Annotated in this window: 14 protein-coding genes; 4 read left to right on the top strand and 10 right to left on the bottom strand. The window is 71.2% G+C overall.

Annotated elements, in window-relative coordinates; translation table 11 throughout:
* Nucleotides 1–9: 9 nt before the first annotated feature.
* The 4 genes from fabF to fabD all read right to left on the bottom strand — a co-directional run bounded on the left by fabF (nt 10) and on the right by fabD (nt 3662).
* A complete protein-coding gene (gene fabF, locus MFF04_RS05935; RefSeq protein ID WP_238274530.1) occupies nt 10–1272 on the bottom strand; it encodes a beta-ketoacyl-ACP synthase II in 1263 nt (420 codons plus the stop codon).
* 81 nt (nt 1273–1353) lie between these two features.
* Nucleotides 1354–1590 (bottom strand): acyl carrier protein, encoded by a 237-nt coding sequence (locus tag MFF04_RS05930; RefSeq protein ID WP_018044468.1) that lies wholly within the window; start codon nt 1588–1590, stop codon nt 1354–1356.
* A gap of 308 nt (nt 1591–1898) precedes the next feature.
* Nucleotides 1899–2639: a 3-oxoacyl-[acyl-carrier-protein] reductase gene (fabG, locus tag MFF04_RS05925; protein ID WP_238274529.1), complete on the bottom strand. Its 741-nt coding sequence runs from the start codon at nt 2637–2639 to the stop codon at nt 1899–1901.
* 90 nt (nt 2640–2729) lie between these two features.
* Entirely contained in the window at nt 2730–3662 is a 933-nt protein-coding gene (gene fabD, locus MFF04_RS05920) for an ACP S-malonyltransferase (RefSeq protein WP_238274528.1), read from the bottom strand.
* Between the two features lie 254 nt (nt 3663–3916).
* On the opposite strand from fabD, the gene rpoZ reads away from it, so the two are divergent.
* From rpoZ to MFF04_RS05905, 3 genes are all read left to right on the top strand, one after another.
* Nucleotides 3917–4327: a DNA-directed RNA polymerase subunit omega gene (gene rpoZ, locus MFF04_RS05915; protein ID WP_238274527.1), complete on the top strand. Its 411-nt coding sequence runs from the start codon at nt 3917–3919 to the stop codon at nt 4325–4327.
* A gap of 172 nt (nt 4328–4499) precedes the next feature.
* Nucleotides 4500–6740 carry a RelA/SpoT family protein gene (locus MFF04_RS05910; protein WP_238274526.1) on the top strand — a complete coding sequence of 747 codons (2241 nt, stop codon included), beginning with the start codon at nt 4500–4502 and terminating at the stop codon, nt 6738–6740.
* A gap of 117 nt (nt 6741–6857) precedes the next feature.
* The gene (locus tag MFF04_RS05905) at nt 6858–7514 is read left to right on the top strand and encodes a LabA-like NYN domain-containing protein (protein WP_238274525.1); all 657 of its coding nucleotides are present in this window, start codon (nt 6858–6860) and stop codon (nt 7512–7514) included.
* A gap of 9 nt (nt 7515–7523) precedes the next feature.
* On the opposite strand, the gene smpB is transcribed toward MFF04_RS05905, so the two are convergent.
* Together smpB and dapA are read right to left on the bottom strand one after the other, a co-directional pair.
* Nucleotides 7524–7997, bottom strand: coding sequence for an SsrA-binding protein SmpB (smpB, locus tag MFF04_RS05900; RefSeq protein ID WP_238274524.1), 474 nt, complete (start codon nt 7995–7997; stop codon nt 7524–7526).
* An 88-nt stretch (nt 7998–8085) separates the two neighbouring features.
* Nucleotides 8086–8985, bottom strand: coding sequence for a 4-hydroxy-tetrahydrodipicolinate synthase (gene dapA, locus MFF04_RS05895; RefSeq protein ID WP_238274523.1), 900 nt, complete (start codon nt 8983–8985; stop codon nt 8086–8088).
* 170 nt (nt 8986–9155) lie between these two features.
* Here dapA and MFF04_RS05890 point away from each other — a divergent pair, with 170 nt between their 5' ends.
* A complete protein-coding gene (locus MFF04_RS05890; protein ID WP_238274522.1) occupies nt 9156–11429 on the top strand; it encodes a transglycosylase SLT domain-containing protein in 2274 nt (757 codons plus the stop codon).
* A 16-nt stretch (nt 11430–11445) separates the two neighbouring features.
* On the opposite strand, the gene MFF04_RS05885 is transcribed toward MFF04_RS05890, so the two are convergent.
* The 4 genes from MFF04_RS05885 to MFF04_RS05870 form a co-directional block, all read right to left on the bottom strand.
* Nucleotides 11446–11721 carry a hypothetical protein gene (locus MFF04_RS05885; RefSeq protein ID WP_238274521.1) on the bottom strand — a complete coding sequence of 92 codons (276 nt, stop codon included), beginning with the start codon at nt 11719–11721 and terminating at the stop codon, nt 11446–11448.
* Nucleotides 11722–11761: 40 nt separating this feature from the next.
* On the bottom strand, nt 11762–13669 hold the full coding sequence (locus MFF04_RS05880) for an OmpA family protein (RefSeq protein ID WP_238274520.1): 1908 nt from the start codon (nt 13667–13669) through the stop codon (nt 11762–11764).
* A 220-nt stretch (nt 13670–13889) separates the two neighbouring features.
* Nucleotides 13890–15545, bottom strand: coding sequence for a porin (locus tag MFF04_RS05875; RefSeq protein ID WP_238274519.1), 1656 nt, complete (start codon nt 15543–15545; stop codon nt 13890–13892).
* 384 nt (nt 15546–15929) lie between these two features.
* On the bottom strand, nt 15930–17329 hold a 1400-nt coding region (locus MFF04_RS05870), incomplete at its 5' end, for an ATP-binding cassette domain-containing protein (protein ID WP_238274518.1).

The following is a 17329-nucleotide window of genomic DNA, read 5'->3' as shown; positions in this document are numbered from 1 at the left end:
CGGCGCGTCCTAGTCGACGCGCCGCATCACCAGCGAGGCATTCGTCCCGCCGAACCCGAACGAGTTGGACAGCGCCACGTCGATGCGGCGGCGCTTCGCCTCGTGGGGGGTGAGATCGATCTTCGTCTCGACGCTCGGATTGTCGAGGTTGAGGGTCGGCGGCACGATGCCGTCGCGGATCGCGAGGACGGCGAAGATCGCCTCGACGGAGCCGGCGGCGCCCAGCAGGTGGCCGATGGCCGACTTGGTCGAGGACATCGAGACGCGAGAGCCGGCATCGCCGAGCAGCCGCTCGACGGCCTTGAGCTCGAGCTCGTCGCCCATCGGCGTCGAGGTGCCGTGGGCATTGATGTAGTCGATCTGGCCCGGGTCGATGCCGGCCCGCTTCACGGCCGCCGTCATGCAGCGGAAGGCGCCGTCCCCGTCCGGCGAGGGCGAGGTGATATGGTAGGCGTCGCCCGAGAGGCCGTAGCCGATGATCTCGGCATAGATCTTGGCGCCGCGCGCCTTGGCGTGCTCGTACTCCTCGAGCACGACGATGCCGGCGCCCTCGCCCATGACGAAGCCGTCGCGGTCCTTGTCGTAGGGGCGCGAGGCGCGGGTGGGCTCGTCGTTGAAGCCCGTCGAGAGGGCCCGGCAGGCGGCGAAGCCCGCGAGCGAGAGCCGGTTGACCGGTGATTCCGCCCCGCCCGCGACCATCACGTCGGCATCGCCCAGCGCGATCAGCCGCGAGGCGTCGCCGATGGCGTGCGCGCCCGTAGAGCAGGCGGTGACGACCGCGTGGTTCGGGCCCTTCAGCCCGTGGGCGATCGAGACCTGGCCCGACGCGAGGTTGATGATGCGGCCGGGGATGAAGAAGGGCGAGATGCGCCGCGGCCCCTTCTCGTGGAGGGTCACGGAGGCGTCGTAGATGCCGCCGATGCCGCCGATGCCGGAGCCGATCAGCACGCCGGAGGCGTACTGGTCTTCCGGCTCGGTCGGGTGCCAGTTGGCGTCGTCGAGGGCCTGGCCGGCGGCCGCGACGGCGTAGACGATGAAGGGGTCGACCTTGCGCTGCTCCTTGGCCTCCATCCAGGTATCGGGATGGAAGGTGCCGTCGGAGCCGTCGCCGAGGGGGATCTGGCAGGCGATGCGGCAGGCGAGGTCGTCGCTCTCGAAGCCGTGGACCTTGGCCGTGCCGCTGTCCCCGGCGACCAGGCGGCTCCAGGTGTGCTCCACCCCGCTGCCGAGCGGCGTGACCATCCCGAGACCCGTGACTACGACCCGACGCATCGCCCTACCCTGAAAACATCCTCACCCGTTCGAGACAACGGCGGACGGGGCGCTTCCGCCCCACCGCCGCCGATGAACGCCTTAAGCCGAGTTCTTCTCGAGGAACTTCACCGCGTCGCCGACCGTCTGGATCGTCTCGGCGGCATCGTCGGGGATCTCGACGTTGAACTCTTCCTCGAACGCCATCACGAGCTCGACCGTGTCGAGGCTGTCGGCGCCGAGATCGTCGATGAAGTTCGCGCCCTCGACCACCTTCTCGGGCTCGACGCCCAGGTGCTCGACGACGATCTTCTTCACGCGCTCAGCGATATCGCTCATCGTTGTCCGTCCTCGTTGGTCTTCACGTTCGTGATGGTTGACGCGCCGTGGCCGCTCGCCACCCCGGTCCCTGCGCGAGGCTGTCCTCGCGGGAAACGGGGCGGCCGGTGTCCGTCCGGGTGTGTTGCTCTCAAGTGCCGGCCTTCGCCGACCCCCAGGGCGCCTCGCGACGCCGTAACCCGCTGAACCGTCAAACCCCCCTGCCAGGCTGCCGCGGGTTGTTAACACAGGGTTCCCCCGCTGGCGAGGGGCGGTTCAGGGACGGTTCATCGAAATGGATTGGGCATCCTGGCCAAGGGGTTGGCCGGTCAGAGCATGGCCATGCCGCCGTTGACGTGGAGCGTGTGGCCGGTGACGTAGGCCGCCTCGTCCGACGCGAGGTAGACGGCGGCGGCCGCGACCTCCTCGCCCATGCCGAGGCGCCCGGCCGGCACGCGGGCGAGGATGCCCTCGCGCTGCTTCTCGTTCAGCGCATCCGTCATCGGCGAGGTGATGAAGCCCGGCGCGATGCAGTTCGCGGTGATGTTGCGCGAGGCGACCTCGGCCGCGAGCGCCTTGGTGAGGCCGACGAGCCCGGCCTTGGCCGCCGCGTAGTTGCCCTGGCCCGGGTTGCCGGTCGCGCCGACCACCGAGCCAATGTTGACGATGCGCCCGTGCCGGCGGCGCATCATGCCCTTCACGGCCGCCCGCGACAGGCGGAAGGCGGCGGTGAGGTTCACGGCGATCACCGCGTCCCACTCCTCGTCCTTCATGCGCATGAAGAGGTTGTCGCGGGTGATGCCGGCGTTGTTGACGAGGATGTCGAGGCCGCCGAGCGCGCTCTCCGTAGCCGGGACCAGCGCCTCGACCGCGTCGCGCTCCGACAGATTCGTCGGCAGCACGTGGACGCGCTCGCCGCCGAGCTCGGAGGCCAGGGCCTCCAGCGCCTCCCGCCTTGTGCCGGAGAGCGCGACGGCCGCGCCCTGGGCGTGGAGCGCCTTGGCGATGGCGCCGCCGAGGCCGCCAGTCGCGCCGGTGACGAGGGCCTTGCGGCCGGTGAGATCGAACATCGGACGGGCTCCTGTCGTTTGTGCCGCCGGGCCGGGGCTATCACCCGGCCGGCGCGTGGCGGCGCGGCATGCGGTTCAGATAGGGCGGTCTCAGGCGAAGGCCGCGACGTCGTCCGGCGTGCCGACCGCCTGCCCGCTCGCGCCCGGCGCGATGCGCTTGACGAGGCCGGTCAGCACCTTGCCCGAGCCGATCTCGGCGAAGCGGTCGACCCCGGCCGCGGCCATCGCCGCGACGCTCTCGCGCCAGCGCACCGTGCCGGTGACCTGTGCGACGAGCCCGTCCCGGATCGCGGCGGCGTCGGTGACGGCGCCGGCGGCGACGTTCGTGTAGACAGGCACCGTAGGCGCGTTCATCCGCACCTCGGCCAGGGCGGCGCGCATGGCCTCGGCGGCGGGCGCCATCAGGCGGCAGTGGAAGGGCGCGGAGACGTTCAGCATCACCGCGCGCTTGATGCCGCGGGCCTGCGCCAGCGCCACCGCGCGCTCCACGGCGGCGCGATGGCCGGACAGCACGACCTGGCCGCCGCCGTTGTCGTTGGCGACGTCGCAGACCTGCCCGTCCGCCGCCTCGGCGGCGATCTCGGAGGCGGCATCGACCTCGGCGCCGATCAGCGCGGCCATGGCGCCCTCCCCCGGCGCGACGGCCCGCTGCATGGCCTCGCCGCGGATGCGCAGCAGGCGGGCGGTGTCGGCAATCGAGAAGGTGCCGGCAGCCGAGAGCGCCGAATACTCGCCGAGCGAGTGCCCGGCGACGAAGGCCACGTCCCGCTTCAGGTCGAGGCCGCGCTCGGCTTCCAGCACCCGCAGGGCCGCGAGGCTCGCCGCCATCAGGGCCGGCTGGGCGTTGGCGGTGAGGGTCAGTTCCTCCACGGGGCCCTCGAACATCAGCCGCGAGAGGTTCTGGGAGAGGGCCGCGTCGACCTCGTCGAACACCGCGCGGGCCTGCGGAAAGGCCTCCGCCAGGGCCTTGCCCATGCCGACGGCCTGGCTGCCCTGGCCGGGAAACAGAAAAGCCCGCGTCATGATGCTCCGTACCGCCTGCGCCGCCCCGTCACGGGCGGGCGGCCCGTGAGAGCGCGGCGCAGTCGCACCCGGCACCGTGCCTGTCAACAATGCGGCGCACAAGCCGGACGCCTCTCGTCGGGTGCCTCCGCCCGCGGACATGCCCCGCGATCGCTCCCTCGTGCGCTTCGTGCTTGTTGCAGGGCGGCATCCTCTGCTAAGAGACGGCTTCATCACCGCAAAATCCGTTCGTCCGCTCAAAGGAGCCGCCATTCATGGCTCGCGTCACTGTCGAAGATTGCATCGAGAAGGTCGAGAACCGGTTCGAGCTCGTGCTGCTCGCCAGCCACCGGGCCCGCCTGCTCGCCGCGGGCGCCCCCCTCACCGTCGACCGCGACCGCGACAAGAACCCGGTGGTGGCGCTGCGCGAGATCGGCGACGAGACGATCACCGCCGACGACCTCAAGGAGCAGCTCATCCACTCGATGCAGAAATACGTCGAGGTGGACGAGCCCGAGGCCGAGACCGTGCCGCTGCTCTCCAGCTCGCCGGCCGCCGCGGCCGTGGCGCCGCAGCAATCGAGCGACGACAGCGCCGTGCAGTTCGACCGCATGAGCGAGGAGGACCTGCTCCGCGGCCTCGAGAACCTAGCCCCGCCGGTCGAGACAGACGACGAGGGCGAGTAGGCCCCGGCCGCGTCTCCGCTCCCGGAGACGCGAGAGACGGTCCGGGTCCGCACCGAGCGCGGCGGACCCGTTGGCGGCAGGGCCGACCATGGCCGATCCCGGCCGACGCGGCAGGTTGGGCCCGGCGCGCACCTCGGAGGGCGCGGGCGGCGAGGGAAGGGTCAGCCGGCGGATGATGCGCCAGTACGAGCTGGTGGAGCGGGTCAAGCGCTACAATCCCGCCGCGGACGAAGACCTTCTCAACCGCGCCTACGTCTACGCGATGCGTGCCCACGGCGCCCAGAAGCGCGCCTCCGGCGATCCGTTCTTCGCCCATCCCCTCGAGGTGGCGGGGATCCTCACGGACCTGCGGCTCGACGACGCCACCATCATCGCCGCTGTCCTCCACGACACCGTCGAGGACACCTCCGCGACCCTCGATGAGATCCACGCGATCTTCGGCCGCGAGATCGGCGAGCTGGTCGACGGCCTGACCAAGCTCAAGCGCCTGGATCTCGTCTCGAAGCGGGCGGTGCAGGGCGAGAACTTCCGCAAGCTGCTGCTCGCCGTCGCGGCGGACGTGCGCGTGCTGCTCGTCAAGCTCGCCGACCGGCTTCACAACATGCGCACCCTCCAGCACATGCCGGCGGAGAAGCGCGCCCGCATCGCCCAGGAGACGCTCGACATCTATGCGCCGCTCGCCGGCCGCATGGGCATGCAGGAGCTGCGCGACGAGCTGGAGGACCTGTCCTTCGTCAACCTCAAGCCGGACGTCTACAAGACCATCACCCAGCGGCTCGCGGACCTGTCCCTCAAGTCCGAGCGGCTCGTGGAGAGCATCGAGATCGACCTCGCCGCCAAGCTCAAGGCCCAGGGCATCGACGCCGAGGTGACGGGCCGGCGCAAGCGGCCCTTCTCGATCTGGTCGAAGATGGAGCGCAAGTCCGTCGCCTTCGAGCAGCTCTCGGACATCTTCGGCTTCCGCGTCGTCGTGGAGACGACGGCCGAGTGCTACGCGGCGCTGGGCGTCGTCCACACGACCTGGCCGATGGTGCCGGGCCGCTACAAGGACTACGTCTCGACGCCGAAGCAGAACGACTACCGCTCGATCCACACCACGGTGATCGGCCCACGCAGCCAGCGGGTCGAGCTTCAGATCCGCACCCACGCCATGGACGAGATCGCCGAGTACGGCATCGCGGCCCATGCCAGCTACAAGGAGGGCAGCCGGCGGACCGAGCCGGGCGGCATCCATCCCCGCCTCGCCACCGAGAGCGGCGCCTATCAGTGGCTGCGCCGGACCATCGAGCTTCTCGCCGAAGGCGACAGCCCGGAGGAGTTCCTGGAGCACACCAAGCTCGAGCTGTTCCAGGACCAAGTGTTCTGCTTCACCCCGAAGGGCCGGCTCATCGCCCTGCCGCGGGGCGCGACGCCGATCGATTTCGCGTATGCCGTGCACACCGATGTCGGCAACACGGCGGTGGGCGCCAAGATCAACGGCCGCATGGCGCCGCTCCTGCACGAGCTCGCCAACGGCGACGAGGTCGAGATCGCCCGCGCCGACGGCCAGTCGCCGCCGGCCGCCTGGGAATCGCTCGTCGTCACCGGCAAGGCGCGGGCCGCCATCCGCCGGGCGACGCGGGCCGCCGTGCGCCGGCAATATGCGGGCCTCGGGCGCCAGATCCTCGACCGGGCCTTCGAGCGGGCCGGCAAGAGCTTCTCCGAGGACAAGCTGCGCGGCGCCCTGCCGCGCTTGGCGCGCACCTCCACGGACGACGTCTTCGCCGCGGTCGGCCGAGGCGAGATGTTCTCGGGCGACGTCGTGCGGGCGGTCTACCCCGACTACAAGGATGAGCGCCGGCCCGGAGGCACGAGCGTGCCGTCGGTCCCCGTCAGCGGGGCCGTGCGGCTTAGCCGCTCGAAGGACCAGACGATGCGAATCACCTTCCCCGCCGCCGAGGGCGCGGCCGGGCAGGACGCGGGCGCCATCCCGATTCGCGGGCTCGACGGCGATCTGCCGGTCAGCTTCGCGCCGAACGGCGGCGCCGTGCCCGGCGACCGCATCGTCGGCATTCTCACGCCCGGCATCGGCGTCACCATCTACCCGATCCAGTCGACGGCGCTCGCCGCCTTCGACAACGAGCCCGACCGCTGGCTCGACGTGCGCTGGGACGTGGAGGCGGGCTCGACCGAGCGCTTCCCCGCCCGGCTCGTCCTACAATCGATCAACGAGCCCGGCGTGCTGGCGCAGATCGCCCAGGTGATCGCCGACCACGACGGCAACATCGACAACGTCTCCATGCGGCGCCGCACGCCGGACTTCACCGACATCGTCATCGATCTCGCGGTCTGGGACCTCCAGCACCTGAACGCCATCGTCGCCGAGCTGCGCGGGAAGCGGGCCGTGAGCCGGGTCGACCGCTTCAACGGCTAGGCAGAACCCGTTAGGGTGTGCCGGCTAAAACGTAGGACATTGTTTTCGAGGCGCAGGCCAAGACGACGCCGGGCGTCTCGATCGTTTTGTCGATACTCAACTCAAGATTGAAACATAATGGCACATTCTCCGAAGATCGCTCTCTTCATCGATGGCGTGAACCTCTACTCGACCACGAAGGTCCTCGGCTTCGAGATCGACTTCCGGCGGTTGCTGAAGGAGTTCCAGTCCCGCGGCCAGCTGATGCGGGCCTTCTACTACACCGCCCTGGTCGAGGATCAGGAATACTCCTCGATCCGTCCGCTCGTGGATTGGCTGGCCTATAACGGCTACCGGGTCGTGACGAAGCCCGCCAAGGAGTTCACGGACTCCGCCGGCCGCCGCCGGGTGAAGGGCAACATGGACATCGAGCTCGCCATCGACGCGATGGAACTCGCCCCGCATCTCGACGAGATGGTGCTGTTCTCCGGCGACGGCGACTTCCGTCCCCTGGTCGAGGCGATGCAGCGCAAGGGCGTGCGCGTCACCGTGGTCTCGACCATCCAGAGCCAGCCCGGAATGATCGCCGACGAGCTGCGCCGTCAGACCGACGAGTTCCTCGACATCGTCCACCTCATCCCGCGGATCGGCCGCGAGGGCAGCGAGCGCGCCCCGCGCTCGGAATCGAGCTATCGCGGCCGCGTCGAGCGGGGCCCGCGCGGCCCGGCGCCCCTCGAGAGCCGCTACGGCATCCGCCAGGGCGGGGACGAGGAGCCTGGTTCGTCGGAAGACTGAGGGCGCGGGTCAGCCGCGATCGCGCAGCAGCCGCGCGCGGTCGCGGTCCCAGTCGCGCTGCTTGGCGGTCTCGCGCTTGTCGTGGAGCTGCTTGCCCTTGCCGAGCCCGAGCTCGACCTTGGCCCGGCCGCGCTCGTTGAAGTAGATCTTCAGCGGGATCACCGTGTAGCCTTGGCGCTGCGTGGCGCCGATGAGCTTGTCGATCTGCTTGCGGTGCAGGAGCAGCCGGCGCGGCCGCTTGGTGTCGTGGTTGAAGCGGTTCGCCTCCAGGTATTCCGGGATGTAGGCGTTGAACAGCATCATGTCGTTGCCGGACGGGCCGGCATAGGACTCGCCGATGGTCGCCTTGCCCCCGCGCAGGGATTTCACCTCGGTGCCGGTGAGCGCGATGCCGGCCTCGAGCGTGTCCTCGATGGCGTAGTGGTAGCGGGCGGCCCGGTTGTCGGCGACGACCTTGCGGGACGGATCGGATTTCGGGGCCATCGCTGTGCCGGTTGGGGCCGGGCGCCCGTCGCGCCCGGCTCTGACGTGTCGATATGGTGATCCGCGCCCGTCAGGGCGAGGCGCGGTTTCAGGCCGCGATCAGCCCGGCATGGGCGAGCGACGCGTCGACCGCCCGGCGGGTCTCCTCGCCGACCGGCAGCAGCGGCAGGCGCACGTCCTCGGTCATCAGGCCGAGGCGGGCGAGCGCGTACTTCACCGGCGAGGGGTTCGTCTCCAGGAAGAGCGTCGTCTGGAGCGGGAACAGCCGGTCCTGGATGCGCAGCGCCTTGGCGTAGTCGCCGGCGAGCGAGGCGTTCTGCAACTCGGCGCAGAGCCGGGGCGCCACGTTCGACACCACCGAGATACAGCCGACCCCGCCCTGGGCGTTGAAGCCGAGCGCGGTCGCGTCCTCGCCGGAGAGCTGGACGAAATCCTCCCCGAGCACCTGCCGCTGCAGGCTGACGCGGTCGAGCTTCGCCGTCGCGTCCTTCACGCCGGCGATGTTCTTGAGTTCGAACAGGCGCTTCATGGTGTCGACGCTCATGTCGACGACCGAGCGGCCGGGGATGTTGTAGATGATGATCGGGATGCCGACGGCGTCGTTCACGGCCTTGAAGTGGGCATACATCCCGGCCTGCGTCGGCTTGTTGTAGTAGGGCGTCACGATCAGCACGGCGTCGGCGCCGGCCTTCTCGGCATGCTGCGCGCGGGAGACGGCCTCGGCGGTGGAGTTCGAGCCCGCGCCCGCGATGACGGGCACGCGGCCGGCGGCTGCGGCGATGCAGGCCTCGACCACCCGGTCGTGCTCGGCGTGGCTCAGGGTCGGGGTCTCGCCGGTGGTGCCGACGGGCACGAGCCCGTGGGTGCCCTCCCCTATCTGCCAGTCCACGAACTTTCGGAACGCGTCCTCGTCGAAGGCGCCGTCGCGGAAGGGCGTCGCGAGGGCGGTGATCGAGCCCCTCAGGCGGCGCGTGTCTGTGTCGGTCATCTCGGGCGTCCCGGCCGGGTCCTGTCCTCGCGCCGGCTCTCCGGCGCGGCTGAGACATAGGCTTTCGCCCACCGCCACGCAAACGCCTTACGGACGCGGTTAATGCCTTCTTTACGGTCCCGGGGAGACCCTGGCCGATGTCCGTCGTCGCCGGGGACCGAACACGAGCCATGGCGTCTTTCAAGCGCGCGCAGATCGGGGGCCTCGCCCTCGCGGTGACGGCCGGGATCGGGCTCGCCGCCGCGGCGGGAGCCCCGAACGGCACACCCGTCACCGCTCCGGCGATCGAGCCCTCGAAGCTCGCGGCCGCCCCCTCCGAGCCGGCGACGGCCGCCGCCGCGAGCGACGAGAGCCGCTCCGCCGCGCGCGAATCCGGCGAGGGCAAGAACGAGACGCCCGCCCTGCCGAAGGCGGCTGCGGCCTACGCCTCCGCCGATCCCGAGGCGCCGATCCCGTTCCCGGTGCCCGGGGCCGCCAACACGACGCCGGCCGCGCCCCTGCCCGAGGTTCCGGACCCCGCCCGCGCCGCCCGCTCCGGCGACACCGACGTCACGCTCCTGCGCCAGGCGATCGATCTCTACCGCCGCGGCAAGGTCGCGGACGCCGACCGCCTGCGCGACGGCTTCTCCGATCCCGCCGCGCGGGCGCTGCTCGAGTGGCTGGCAATCCGCTTCGGCGCCGGCATCGGCTTCGAGCGCACCATCGCCTTCACCCGCGCCAATCCGGATTGGCCCGCCGGCCCACTCCTGCGCCGCCGGGCGGAGGAAGCGCTGCTGACCGAGCGCAAGGCCCCGGCCGTGGTGCGCGCCTACTTCGCCTCGGCCCGTCCGGCGAGCGCGCCGGGCAAGTTCGCTCTGGCGCTCGCCTTCCGCGCCGACGGGCTCGACGCGGACGCCGCCGGCCTCGTGCGCGAGCTGTGGCGGGAGGACAGCTTCGGCCGCTCCCTCGAGGCGCGGGTGCTCGACGCCTTCCCCGACGCGCTCACCCGGATCGACCACCGTTACCGCATGGAGCGCGCTCTCCTGAAGGAGGACTGGGAGACGGCGGGCCGCGCGGCCGGCTACGCGGGCGGCGCCTATGCAAGCCTCGTCCGCGCCCGCCGCGCCGTCGAGGATAAGAGCTCCGGGGCCGCCGCGGCGCTCGCCGCCGTGCCGCCGAGCCTGCGCAACGATTCCTCCTACCTGTTCTCCCGCGCCCAGTACCTGCGCCGCGCCGACAAGCCCGCCGAGGCCGCCGCCATCCTCGCCGCGGCGCCGACGAACCCAGAGGTTCTCGCCGACGGCGACGAGTGGTGGGTCGAGCGCCGGATCGTCGCGCGCAAGCTCATCGATCTCGGCGATGCCAAGGCCGCCTACGCCGTCGCCGGCGGCCACAGCGCCCGCACCACCGAGAAGCGGATCGAGGCCGAGTTCCACGCCGGCTGGATCGCGCTGCGCTTCGGCGACGACCGCGCCGCCGCGACCCGGCACTTCGACCGGGCCATGGCCATCGCCGAGACGCCGATCTCGCTCGCCCGCGCCGCCTACTGGCGCGGCCGCGTCGCCGAGGCCGAGGCGGGCATGGCCGAGGCGCGGCCCTTCTACGAGAAGGCCGCCCTTCAGCCGATCGCCTATTACGGCCAGCTCGCCCGCGCCCGCCTCGGCCAACGCGACCTGACGCTACGCGCACCCTCCGAGCTGGACGCCGCGAGCCGCAAGGCCTTCGACGACCGGCTCTGCGTGCGGGCCCTGCGCCTGCTCGGCGAGGCCTCGCTGAAGGAGCTGGCGCTGCCGCTCTACATCGACACCGCCCAGAAGCTTTCCGATGCCGGTGCTCTCCAGGCGCTCGGCGATCTCGCGGTGGAGATGAAGGACGCCCGCGCCCTGGTCGCCATCGGCAAGCTCGCCGTGCAGCGCGGCCTGCCGCTCGACGCCCATGCCTACCCGACCATCGGCATCCCCACCTACGAGGCGTCGCAGGCGGTGCCGCTGGTCGAGCGGGCCATGGTCTTCGCTATCGCCCGGCAGGAGAGCCAGTTCGACCCGCGTGCCCAGTCCGGCGTCGGGGCGCGGGGCCTGATGCAGATGATGCCCGCCACCGCCCAGCGCACCGCCCGCCGGGTGAGCGCCGCCTACGACCAGGACAAGCTCACGAGCGACCCCGCCTACAACGCCCGCCTCGGCCAGGCCCATCTCGGCGAGCTGATGGAGGATTGGCGCGGCTCTTACATCCTCGCCTTCGCCGCCTACAATGCAGGCGGCGGCAACGTGAAGAAGTGGATCGACGCCTACGGCGACCCGCGCCGGCCGGAGGTCGACCCGGTCGACTGGGTGGAGCGCATCCCCTTCACCGAGACGCGCAACTACGTGCAGCGGGTGATGGAGAACCTGCAGGTCTACCGGAACCGCCTCGACGCCAAGAGCACGCTGCTCATCGAGGGCGATCTGCACCGCGGCGCCCGCTGACGGACGGGTCCGCCGATCAACCCTGAGCGCGGCCCGCCGCGAGATGGGCGAGGCCGCCGAGCAGGCAGCCGAGCGCGTAGGCGGGCAACAGCAGCGCGGCGCTTTCCACGAACAGGCCGCCCCGGCCCGGCACCCATCCCGAAAGGTCGAGCGCGAAAGCCGCCGCGATGGCGGCGGCCAGGACGAGGGGAGCCGTCAAGCGGTTGGGCAGGCCCGATAGCCAGCCGATTCCCGTTCCGAGCAGCAGAGCGGCGGCCAGAGCCGGCCATAGCATCGTCACCAGAAGCGTCATGCGTCTGCGCTCACGGCATCCTTGAAGGCGTTGGCGCGCATCAGCGCAGCTCGAAGACGGCTTCGGGCGCGGCGGTATCGCCGGGGACGAGCTGGCCGGTGCGCATGCCTGCGGTCATCAGGTACTCGGTCAGCGCCAGCGCCCGCTGACGCGCGAGGGACGGCTCGTCCGGGACGGCCGGCTTCGCCTGAGCGGCCGTGTCGGGCTTCTGCGCGGGCGTCTTGGTTTGGGCCTTGTCCTGGGCCTTGCTCGGGGCCGGTTTCGCGGACGGCTTCTTCGTGTCCGCAGCGGCGGCCGGAGCGGGCTCCGGGTCCTTCTCGGGGATCGGCTTGCTGCCCGGCGGATCGGTGGGGCCGAGCACCGCGACCTTCAGATCCGGGCAGCGCTTCGCCAGCGCAGCGAGCGCGTCGAGCGGCGGATAGAAGCTCGCCTTCAGGAGCGCGCTGCCGGGCTCGAAGCGCAAGCGCCGGTCTGTCGCCTCCGATTGGAACAGGGCGCGGCAGGAATCCGCGTCCTGCCGGGGCTCCCGGCCGTCCCTGGTCTCGACGGCCGCCTGCACCGTCCAGCCCCGCGGCATCGCCCGCGTCAGCGTCTCCGCGAGACGTGCGCCGCTCTCCGCGTAGAGGCTCTCTCCCCGCAGGGAGAGCGTCCGGTCCGACACGGCGAGCTCCCCGGATACGAGCAGCGCGAAGGCGGAAACCGCCGGAGCGAGAGCCTCGCTCAAGCCCTCGGGCGCCCCGTCGGCGATGCGCAGCCGGTCCACCACGCGCTCGCGGTAGAGGCGCGCAGTCAGGTTCGCGCGGAGCCGGTCGCGGGTAGCGGCGTCGGGCAGATGGCCGGAAAGCGTCACGCTGTCGGCGTCCCGCCGCAGCACGACCCGGTAGGGTGAGAGCGGACGGACCGTCAGCGCCACGTCGCCCGCCGAAACGCCGCTGGGAACGTCGGCTCTCAGGAACGACGCGATCTCCTCGCGGGCCTGGGGATCGAGGGCATCGCCGGAGACCGAGATTCGTCCCCCCTCGTAGCGAACGCGGCCCTCGCTCAGCAGACCGGCGACGCGGACGAGCGCGCGGGCCAACGCGTCGGCATCGAGATCGGCCGGCAAGCCTCTGGCCGCCCGCGTCCGGTCGTCGACGAAGGCACCCTCGGCGGCCTCGGCGGCGAGGGCGCGCAGGCCGCCGCGCGCGGCTTCCGACGGGACGTTCCCATCGAGCACGAGGCCGCCGTCGCGGCGGCGCTCCACGGCGAGTTGGAAGTCGGACACGGTCGGCGGCAGGATCTCGGCACGGTCGATCCGGAAACCGAGGGGTGGTTCTGCGAGAGCCCTGCGCAGGGTGTCGTAGTCGGCCAGGCTGCGGGCCGCGCCGCGCAGGCTCAGCCCGGTATCGGTGATGGAGACGCTGGCGCCCGGGGCGAGCTGGCGCAGGCGCGCCACGGCATAGGCGGCCGCGACCGCGAAGTCCGGCGGCGCGCCGCGGGCCGCCCGCGCCTCGTCCCGCACCACGATCGACCCCGTCGCCTCCGGCACGATCAGGTTTGTGAGATGCCGCGCGCCGATCTCCGCCGGGCGGCTGCCGGCGACGGCGATGGCCCCGTCCGTCTCGCGCACCGCCGTCCAGACGAAGGGCGAGGCGTCCACGATCAGCCCGATCTCCGAGCGGATCGTGCGAGGGCCCTCGAGGCGCGCCAGGCGCGCGAGGGCGGCATCGCGGGCGGCGGCATCGGGAGCCTCGCCGCCGGCGACGAGCTGGCGTCCCTCGGCATGCACCCGCAGCCACGGGTCGGAGCCGCCCTCCGCGATGGCGGCGAGACGCCCGGCGCCCTCGATCGCCCGTTCGATCCGCGGCTCGGCGACGAGGGTCGCGCCGATCCAGAGGAGGCCGAGGACGGGCAGTCCGAGGAACCAGCCATGGCGCGGATCGGTGAGGTGTTTCGAAAGCGGCCGCATGCTGCCCGTCGAACGGCATCCGCCGGACGCGCGTGTCCGGCGGATGCCACGGTGGCCTCGCTTCGCGGCATCTTGATGTCGGTCGCCCCCGTCCTTCGCCTCGACGGAAGCCGGCCAAGAAAAAACCCCAGCCGCGAGGCTGGGGTTCGAGAGGGACGCGCCACGTGATCGAGCAGGCTGGCGCGCCCGGAGGCCGGCCCTTGCGGGCCGGCCCCGTTTCTTAGAAGTCGCGCTGGACGCGGAAGCGGGTCTGGAACGTGTCCTGAGCCGTGACCGGGTAGAGCGGCAGACCGCCGACCGTGGTCGAACGATCGGAGTTGGTGACCCGGCCGTTCAGGGTGCCGACGCGGATGTACTGGGCCTCGGCGCCGATATCGAGGTCCTTGACCGGCGACCAGATCAGGCTCGCGCCGGCGACGACCTGGTAGGTGTCGCGCAGGACCGGGCTGAGGGCGAAGCCCGCGGTGCCCGGAGCGGAGGTGATCAGGTTGGTCGTCGGGTAGGCGGTGCCGGCGGCGTTGGCGAGGCCGGCGGTGCCGATCTGCGCCAGGGCGGTGCGGACGCCGTTCGGGAAGCGCATCTCGCCGTAGCTGCCGAAGAAGGCCGAACGCCACTGCGGCGACCAGTAGTGGAGGTAGGAGCCCACCACCGTGAAGCTGTTCGAGAGCTCGACGCGGCCCGTGTTCGGGTTCACGACGGCATCGGCCAGCCACTGGTTGAAGGGGTTGCCGCCGTAGACCGCGGTCTGGTTGGCGTAGGTGCCGGTGAAGGAGGTGTAGCCCGTGTAGATCGAGGCACCCTCACCATAGGCACCCTGGAGGTACAGGGCGTCGCCGGGAGCGATGAAGGGCGCGTTGACCTTCAGGCCGCCCTGCACGGCCCAGCCGTAGGTGGTCTGCGAGCCGTAGTAGGCGCCGGTGCCGATGCGGGCGGCGGCCGGGCCGGCCACGAACAGGTTGGCGTTGGTCAGCAGCGGGCCGCCGGTGTTGATGTCCTTGACCGCCGCCGAGACCTGAGCCGAACCCCAGGCCGCGTCGTAGCGCAGGGCGCCGACGAAGTCGGGGAGACGCGAACGCTCGACCGCGTCGATCTGGCCGACCGCGACGACGGCACCGGCCGCGTTGCGGGCCAGGATGACCGGGGTCGGAGCGTTGGTGCCGACGAAGAGCGACGAGGCCGTGCCGGCGCCCGGCGCCGTACCGGCAGCCTGCGAGTACAGCGGGTTCTTGCGGAAGTTCGGGTCTTCCATCGACAGCGTGGCCGACCAGCCCTCGCCGAACTTCGCCGTGTAGGCGAGGAGGTTCGTGGAGGGGACGTCGGAGCCCAGCGTCGAGCCGATGATCTCGAAGTCGTGGGCGTAGAAGTCGAAGAACGAGGACGCGCGACCGGCGGTGAGGCCGGCGAACTGCACGAAGGCCTTGTCGGCGGTCACGTACTCCTGCACGCGGCCGAACGAGTCCTGGCCGGTGGCGAAGAAGGCGTTGGCGATACGCAGCTGCGTGCCCGACGACATCTTGCTCTGGCCGGTGCGGCTCGCGATCTCGACGCGGAGGAAGGCGCGGAGCGTGCCGTAGCCGGTCTGGGTGCGGGCATCGACGTTGATGCGGGCGAGGCCGCGGAACTGCGAGGCGTCGCCGGCGCCGGCGGCGTTGCGGGTCCCTTCGGTCATGTAGCCGGCTTCGAAGCGGGCACGGCCGCCGACGCGCAGGCAGGTATCGGTGCCCGGGATGTAGAAGAAGCCCGCGCCGTAGGCGCCGCAGACCCGCACGTACTCGATCGGGATCGCCTTCTTAACGGGAAGGTCGGCCGCCTGTGCACCCGCAACGGTGGCCAGCCCCGCCGCCGTTCCGAGAAGAAGGCTCTTCACGAGCTTCATAGTGAAACCTCCAAAAGCTTCGAGACCCATTGATCGGACCTGTCGCGATCGGCGCCCTTATTTCGGTCGCCTTGTCTCGCCGGTCCTATTCTTAATCCGATGAGGTCGCCCCGACTCTTTCGTGGGCTCGCTGCACGGCGCGCTGTTTCCTGTCGCCCCGGCACCATGTTCGAGCCGGCCTCCGCGGGCAACACGCATCCGTGATTCAGAAAGGCTCCGGACAGGCTTTGGCGGGCCGTGTTGCAGTCTCGCAACGACATCTGTGGCCCCGAAGGGGTGTTTGTCGCGTGTTCGACTGTGAAAGAGAACGTTTTGCCGGTTAACTCGTCTTCCCCGGCGCCGAAATGCGATCGTCCCGTGCTCCGGACCGGATTCGGACCGGGATCAGCGGGCCGCCGATTCCTCGCGCAGCATCTCGAGGGTCAGCCAGCGCTCCTCGCAGGCGGCCAGATCCCCCTGCGCCTCGACCAGCAGCGCCGAGGCCTTCTCGAACCGGGCCGAGTCGCGGGCGTAGAGATCGGCGTCGTCGAGCACTGCGCGCAGCTTGGCGATCGCGGCCTCGAGCTTCTGCATCCGCTCGGGCAGCGTCTTGAGCTCGTGCTGCTCCTTGAAGCCGAGCTTCGTCCGCTGGGCGGGCGCCTCGGCGGCGTCCGGGTCCGAGGGGCGGGACGCCGGCTGGCGGCGCGGCGCCGCCGTGCCGGCCTGCGGGCGCGCCTGCACGCCCTTGCCGCGCTGGGCGACCATGTCGCTGTAGCCGCCGGCATACTCCACCCAGCGGCCGTCGCCCTCGCTGACGAGGACGCTGCCCGCCACCCGGTCGAGGAAGTCGCGGTCGTGGCTGACGAGGATCAGCGTGCCGGCATACTCGCCGAGCATCTCCTGGAGGAGGTCGAGGGTCTCGAGGTCGAGATCGTTGGTGGGCTCGTCGAGGACGAGGAGGTTCGCGGGCTGGGCGAGCGCGCGGGCGATGAGCAGGCGGTTGCGCTCTCCGCCGGAGAGCACGCTCACCGGCGTGCGCGCCTGCTCGGGCGAGAACAGGAAGTCCTTGAGATAGCCGATGACGTGCCGGCTCTGGCCGCCGACGATCACCTGATCGCCGCGGCCGCCGGTGAGCACGTCGCTCACGGTCATGGTCGGCTCCAGCACGGCGCGGCCCTGGTCGAGCAGCATCATCCGCAGGTTGGTGCCGAGCCTGACGCGGCCCGAATCGGGCTCCAGGCCGCCGGTGAGAAGGTTGACGAGGGTGGTCTTGCCGGCGCCGTTCGCCCCGACGATGCCGAGCCTGTCGCCGCGCAGCAGCCGCATCGACAGGGAATCGACGATGCTGCGCGCGCCGTAGGCCTTCGAGACGCCGTCCATCTCGACCACGAGCGTTCCGGACGCCTCCGCCTCGCTCGCGGTGAGCTCGGCGCTGCCGACCGGGCGGCGGGCCTCGGCGCGCTGGCGGCGCAGGTCGTGAAGGTTGCCAAGGCGTCGGACGTTGCGCTTGCGCCGGGCGGTGACGCCGTAGCGCAGCCAGTCCTCCTCCGCCGCGATCTTGCGGTCGAGCTTGTGCCGGTCGCGCTCCTCCTCCTCGAAGAAGGCATCGCGCCAGGCCTCGAAGCCGGAGAAGCCCTGTTCGATCCGGCGCGTCACGCCGCGGTCGAGCCAGACCGTGGAGCGGGAGAGTGCCGAGAGGAAGCGGCGGTCGTGGCTGATGAGGACGAGGGCGGAGCGCGTGCCCTTCAACTCCTCCTCCAGCCACTCGATCGCCGGAAGGTCGAGATGGTTGGTCGGCTCGTCGA

The sequence above is a fragment of the Methylobacterium jeotgali genome (assembly GCF_022179345.1).
Taxonomy (GTDB): Bacteria; Pseudomonadota; Alphaproteobacteria; order Rhizobiales; family Beijerinckiaceae; genus Methylobacterium; species Methylobacterium jeotgali.
This window is presented reverse-complemented; position numbering and strand designations above follow the sequence as displayed.

Coding starts and splice junctions, on each gene's coding strand:
- fabF (WP_238274530.1), bottom strand. CDS start 1,272: ATGCGTCGGGTCGTAGTCACGGGTCTCGGGATGGTCACGCCGCTCGGC.
- MFF04_RS05930 (WP_018044468.1), bottom strand. CDS start 1,590: ATGAGCGATATCGCTGAGCGCGTGAAGAAGATCGTCGTCGAGCACCTG.
- fabG (WP_238274529.1), bottom strand. CDS start 2,639: ATGTTCGATCTCACCGGCCGCAAGGCCCTCGTCACCGGCGCGACTGGC.
- fabD (WP_238274528.1), bottom strand. CDS start 3,662: ATGACGCGGGCTTTTCTGTTTCCCGGCCAGGGCAGCCAGGCCGTCGGC.
- rpoZ (WP_238274527.1), top strand. CDS start 3,917: ATGGCTCGCGTCACTGTCGAAGATTGCATCGAGAAGGTCGAGAACCGG.
- MFF04_RS05910 (WP_238274526.1), top strand. CDS start 4,500: ATGATGCGCCAGTACGAGCTGGTGGAGCGGGTCAAGCGCTACAATCCC.
- MFF04_RS05905 (WP_238274525.1), top strand. CDS start 6,858: ATGGCACATTCTCCGAAGATCGCTCTCTTCATCGATGGCGTGAACCTC.
- smpB (WP_238274524.1), bottom strand. CDS start 7,997: ATGGCCCCGAAATCCGATCCGTCCCGCAAGGTCGTCGCCGACAACCGG.
- dapA (WP_238274523.1), bottom strand. CDS start 8,985: ATGACCGACACAGACACGCGCCGCCTGAGGGGCTCGATCACCGCCCTC.
- MFF04_RS05890 (WP_238274522.1), top strand. CDS start 9,156: ATGGCGTCTTTCAAGCGCGCGCAGATCGGGGGCCTCGCCCTCGCGGTG.
- MFF04_RS05885 (WP_238274521.1), bottom strand. CDS start 11,721: ATGACGCTTCTGGTGACGATGCTATGGCCGGCTCTGGCCGCCGCTCTG.
- MFF04_RS05880 (WP_238274520.1), bottom strand. CDS start 13,669: ATGCGGCCGCTTTCGAAACACCTCACCGATCCGCGCCATGGCTGGTTC.
- MFF04_RS05875 (WP_238274519.1), bottom strand. CDS start 15,545: ATGAAGCTCGTGAAGAGCCTTCTTCTCGGAACGGCGGCGGGGCTGGCC.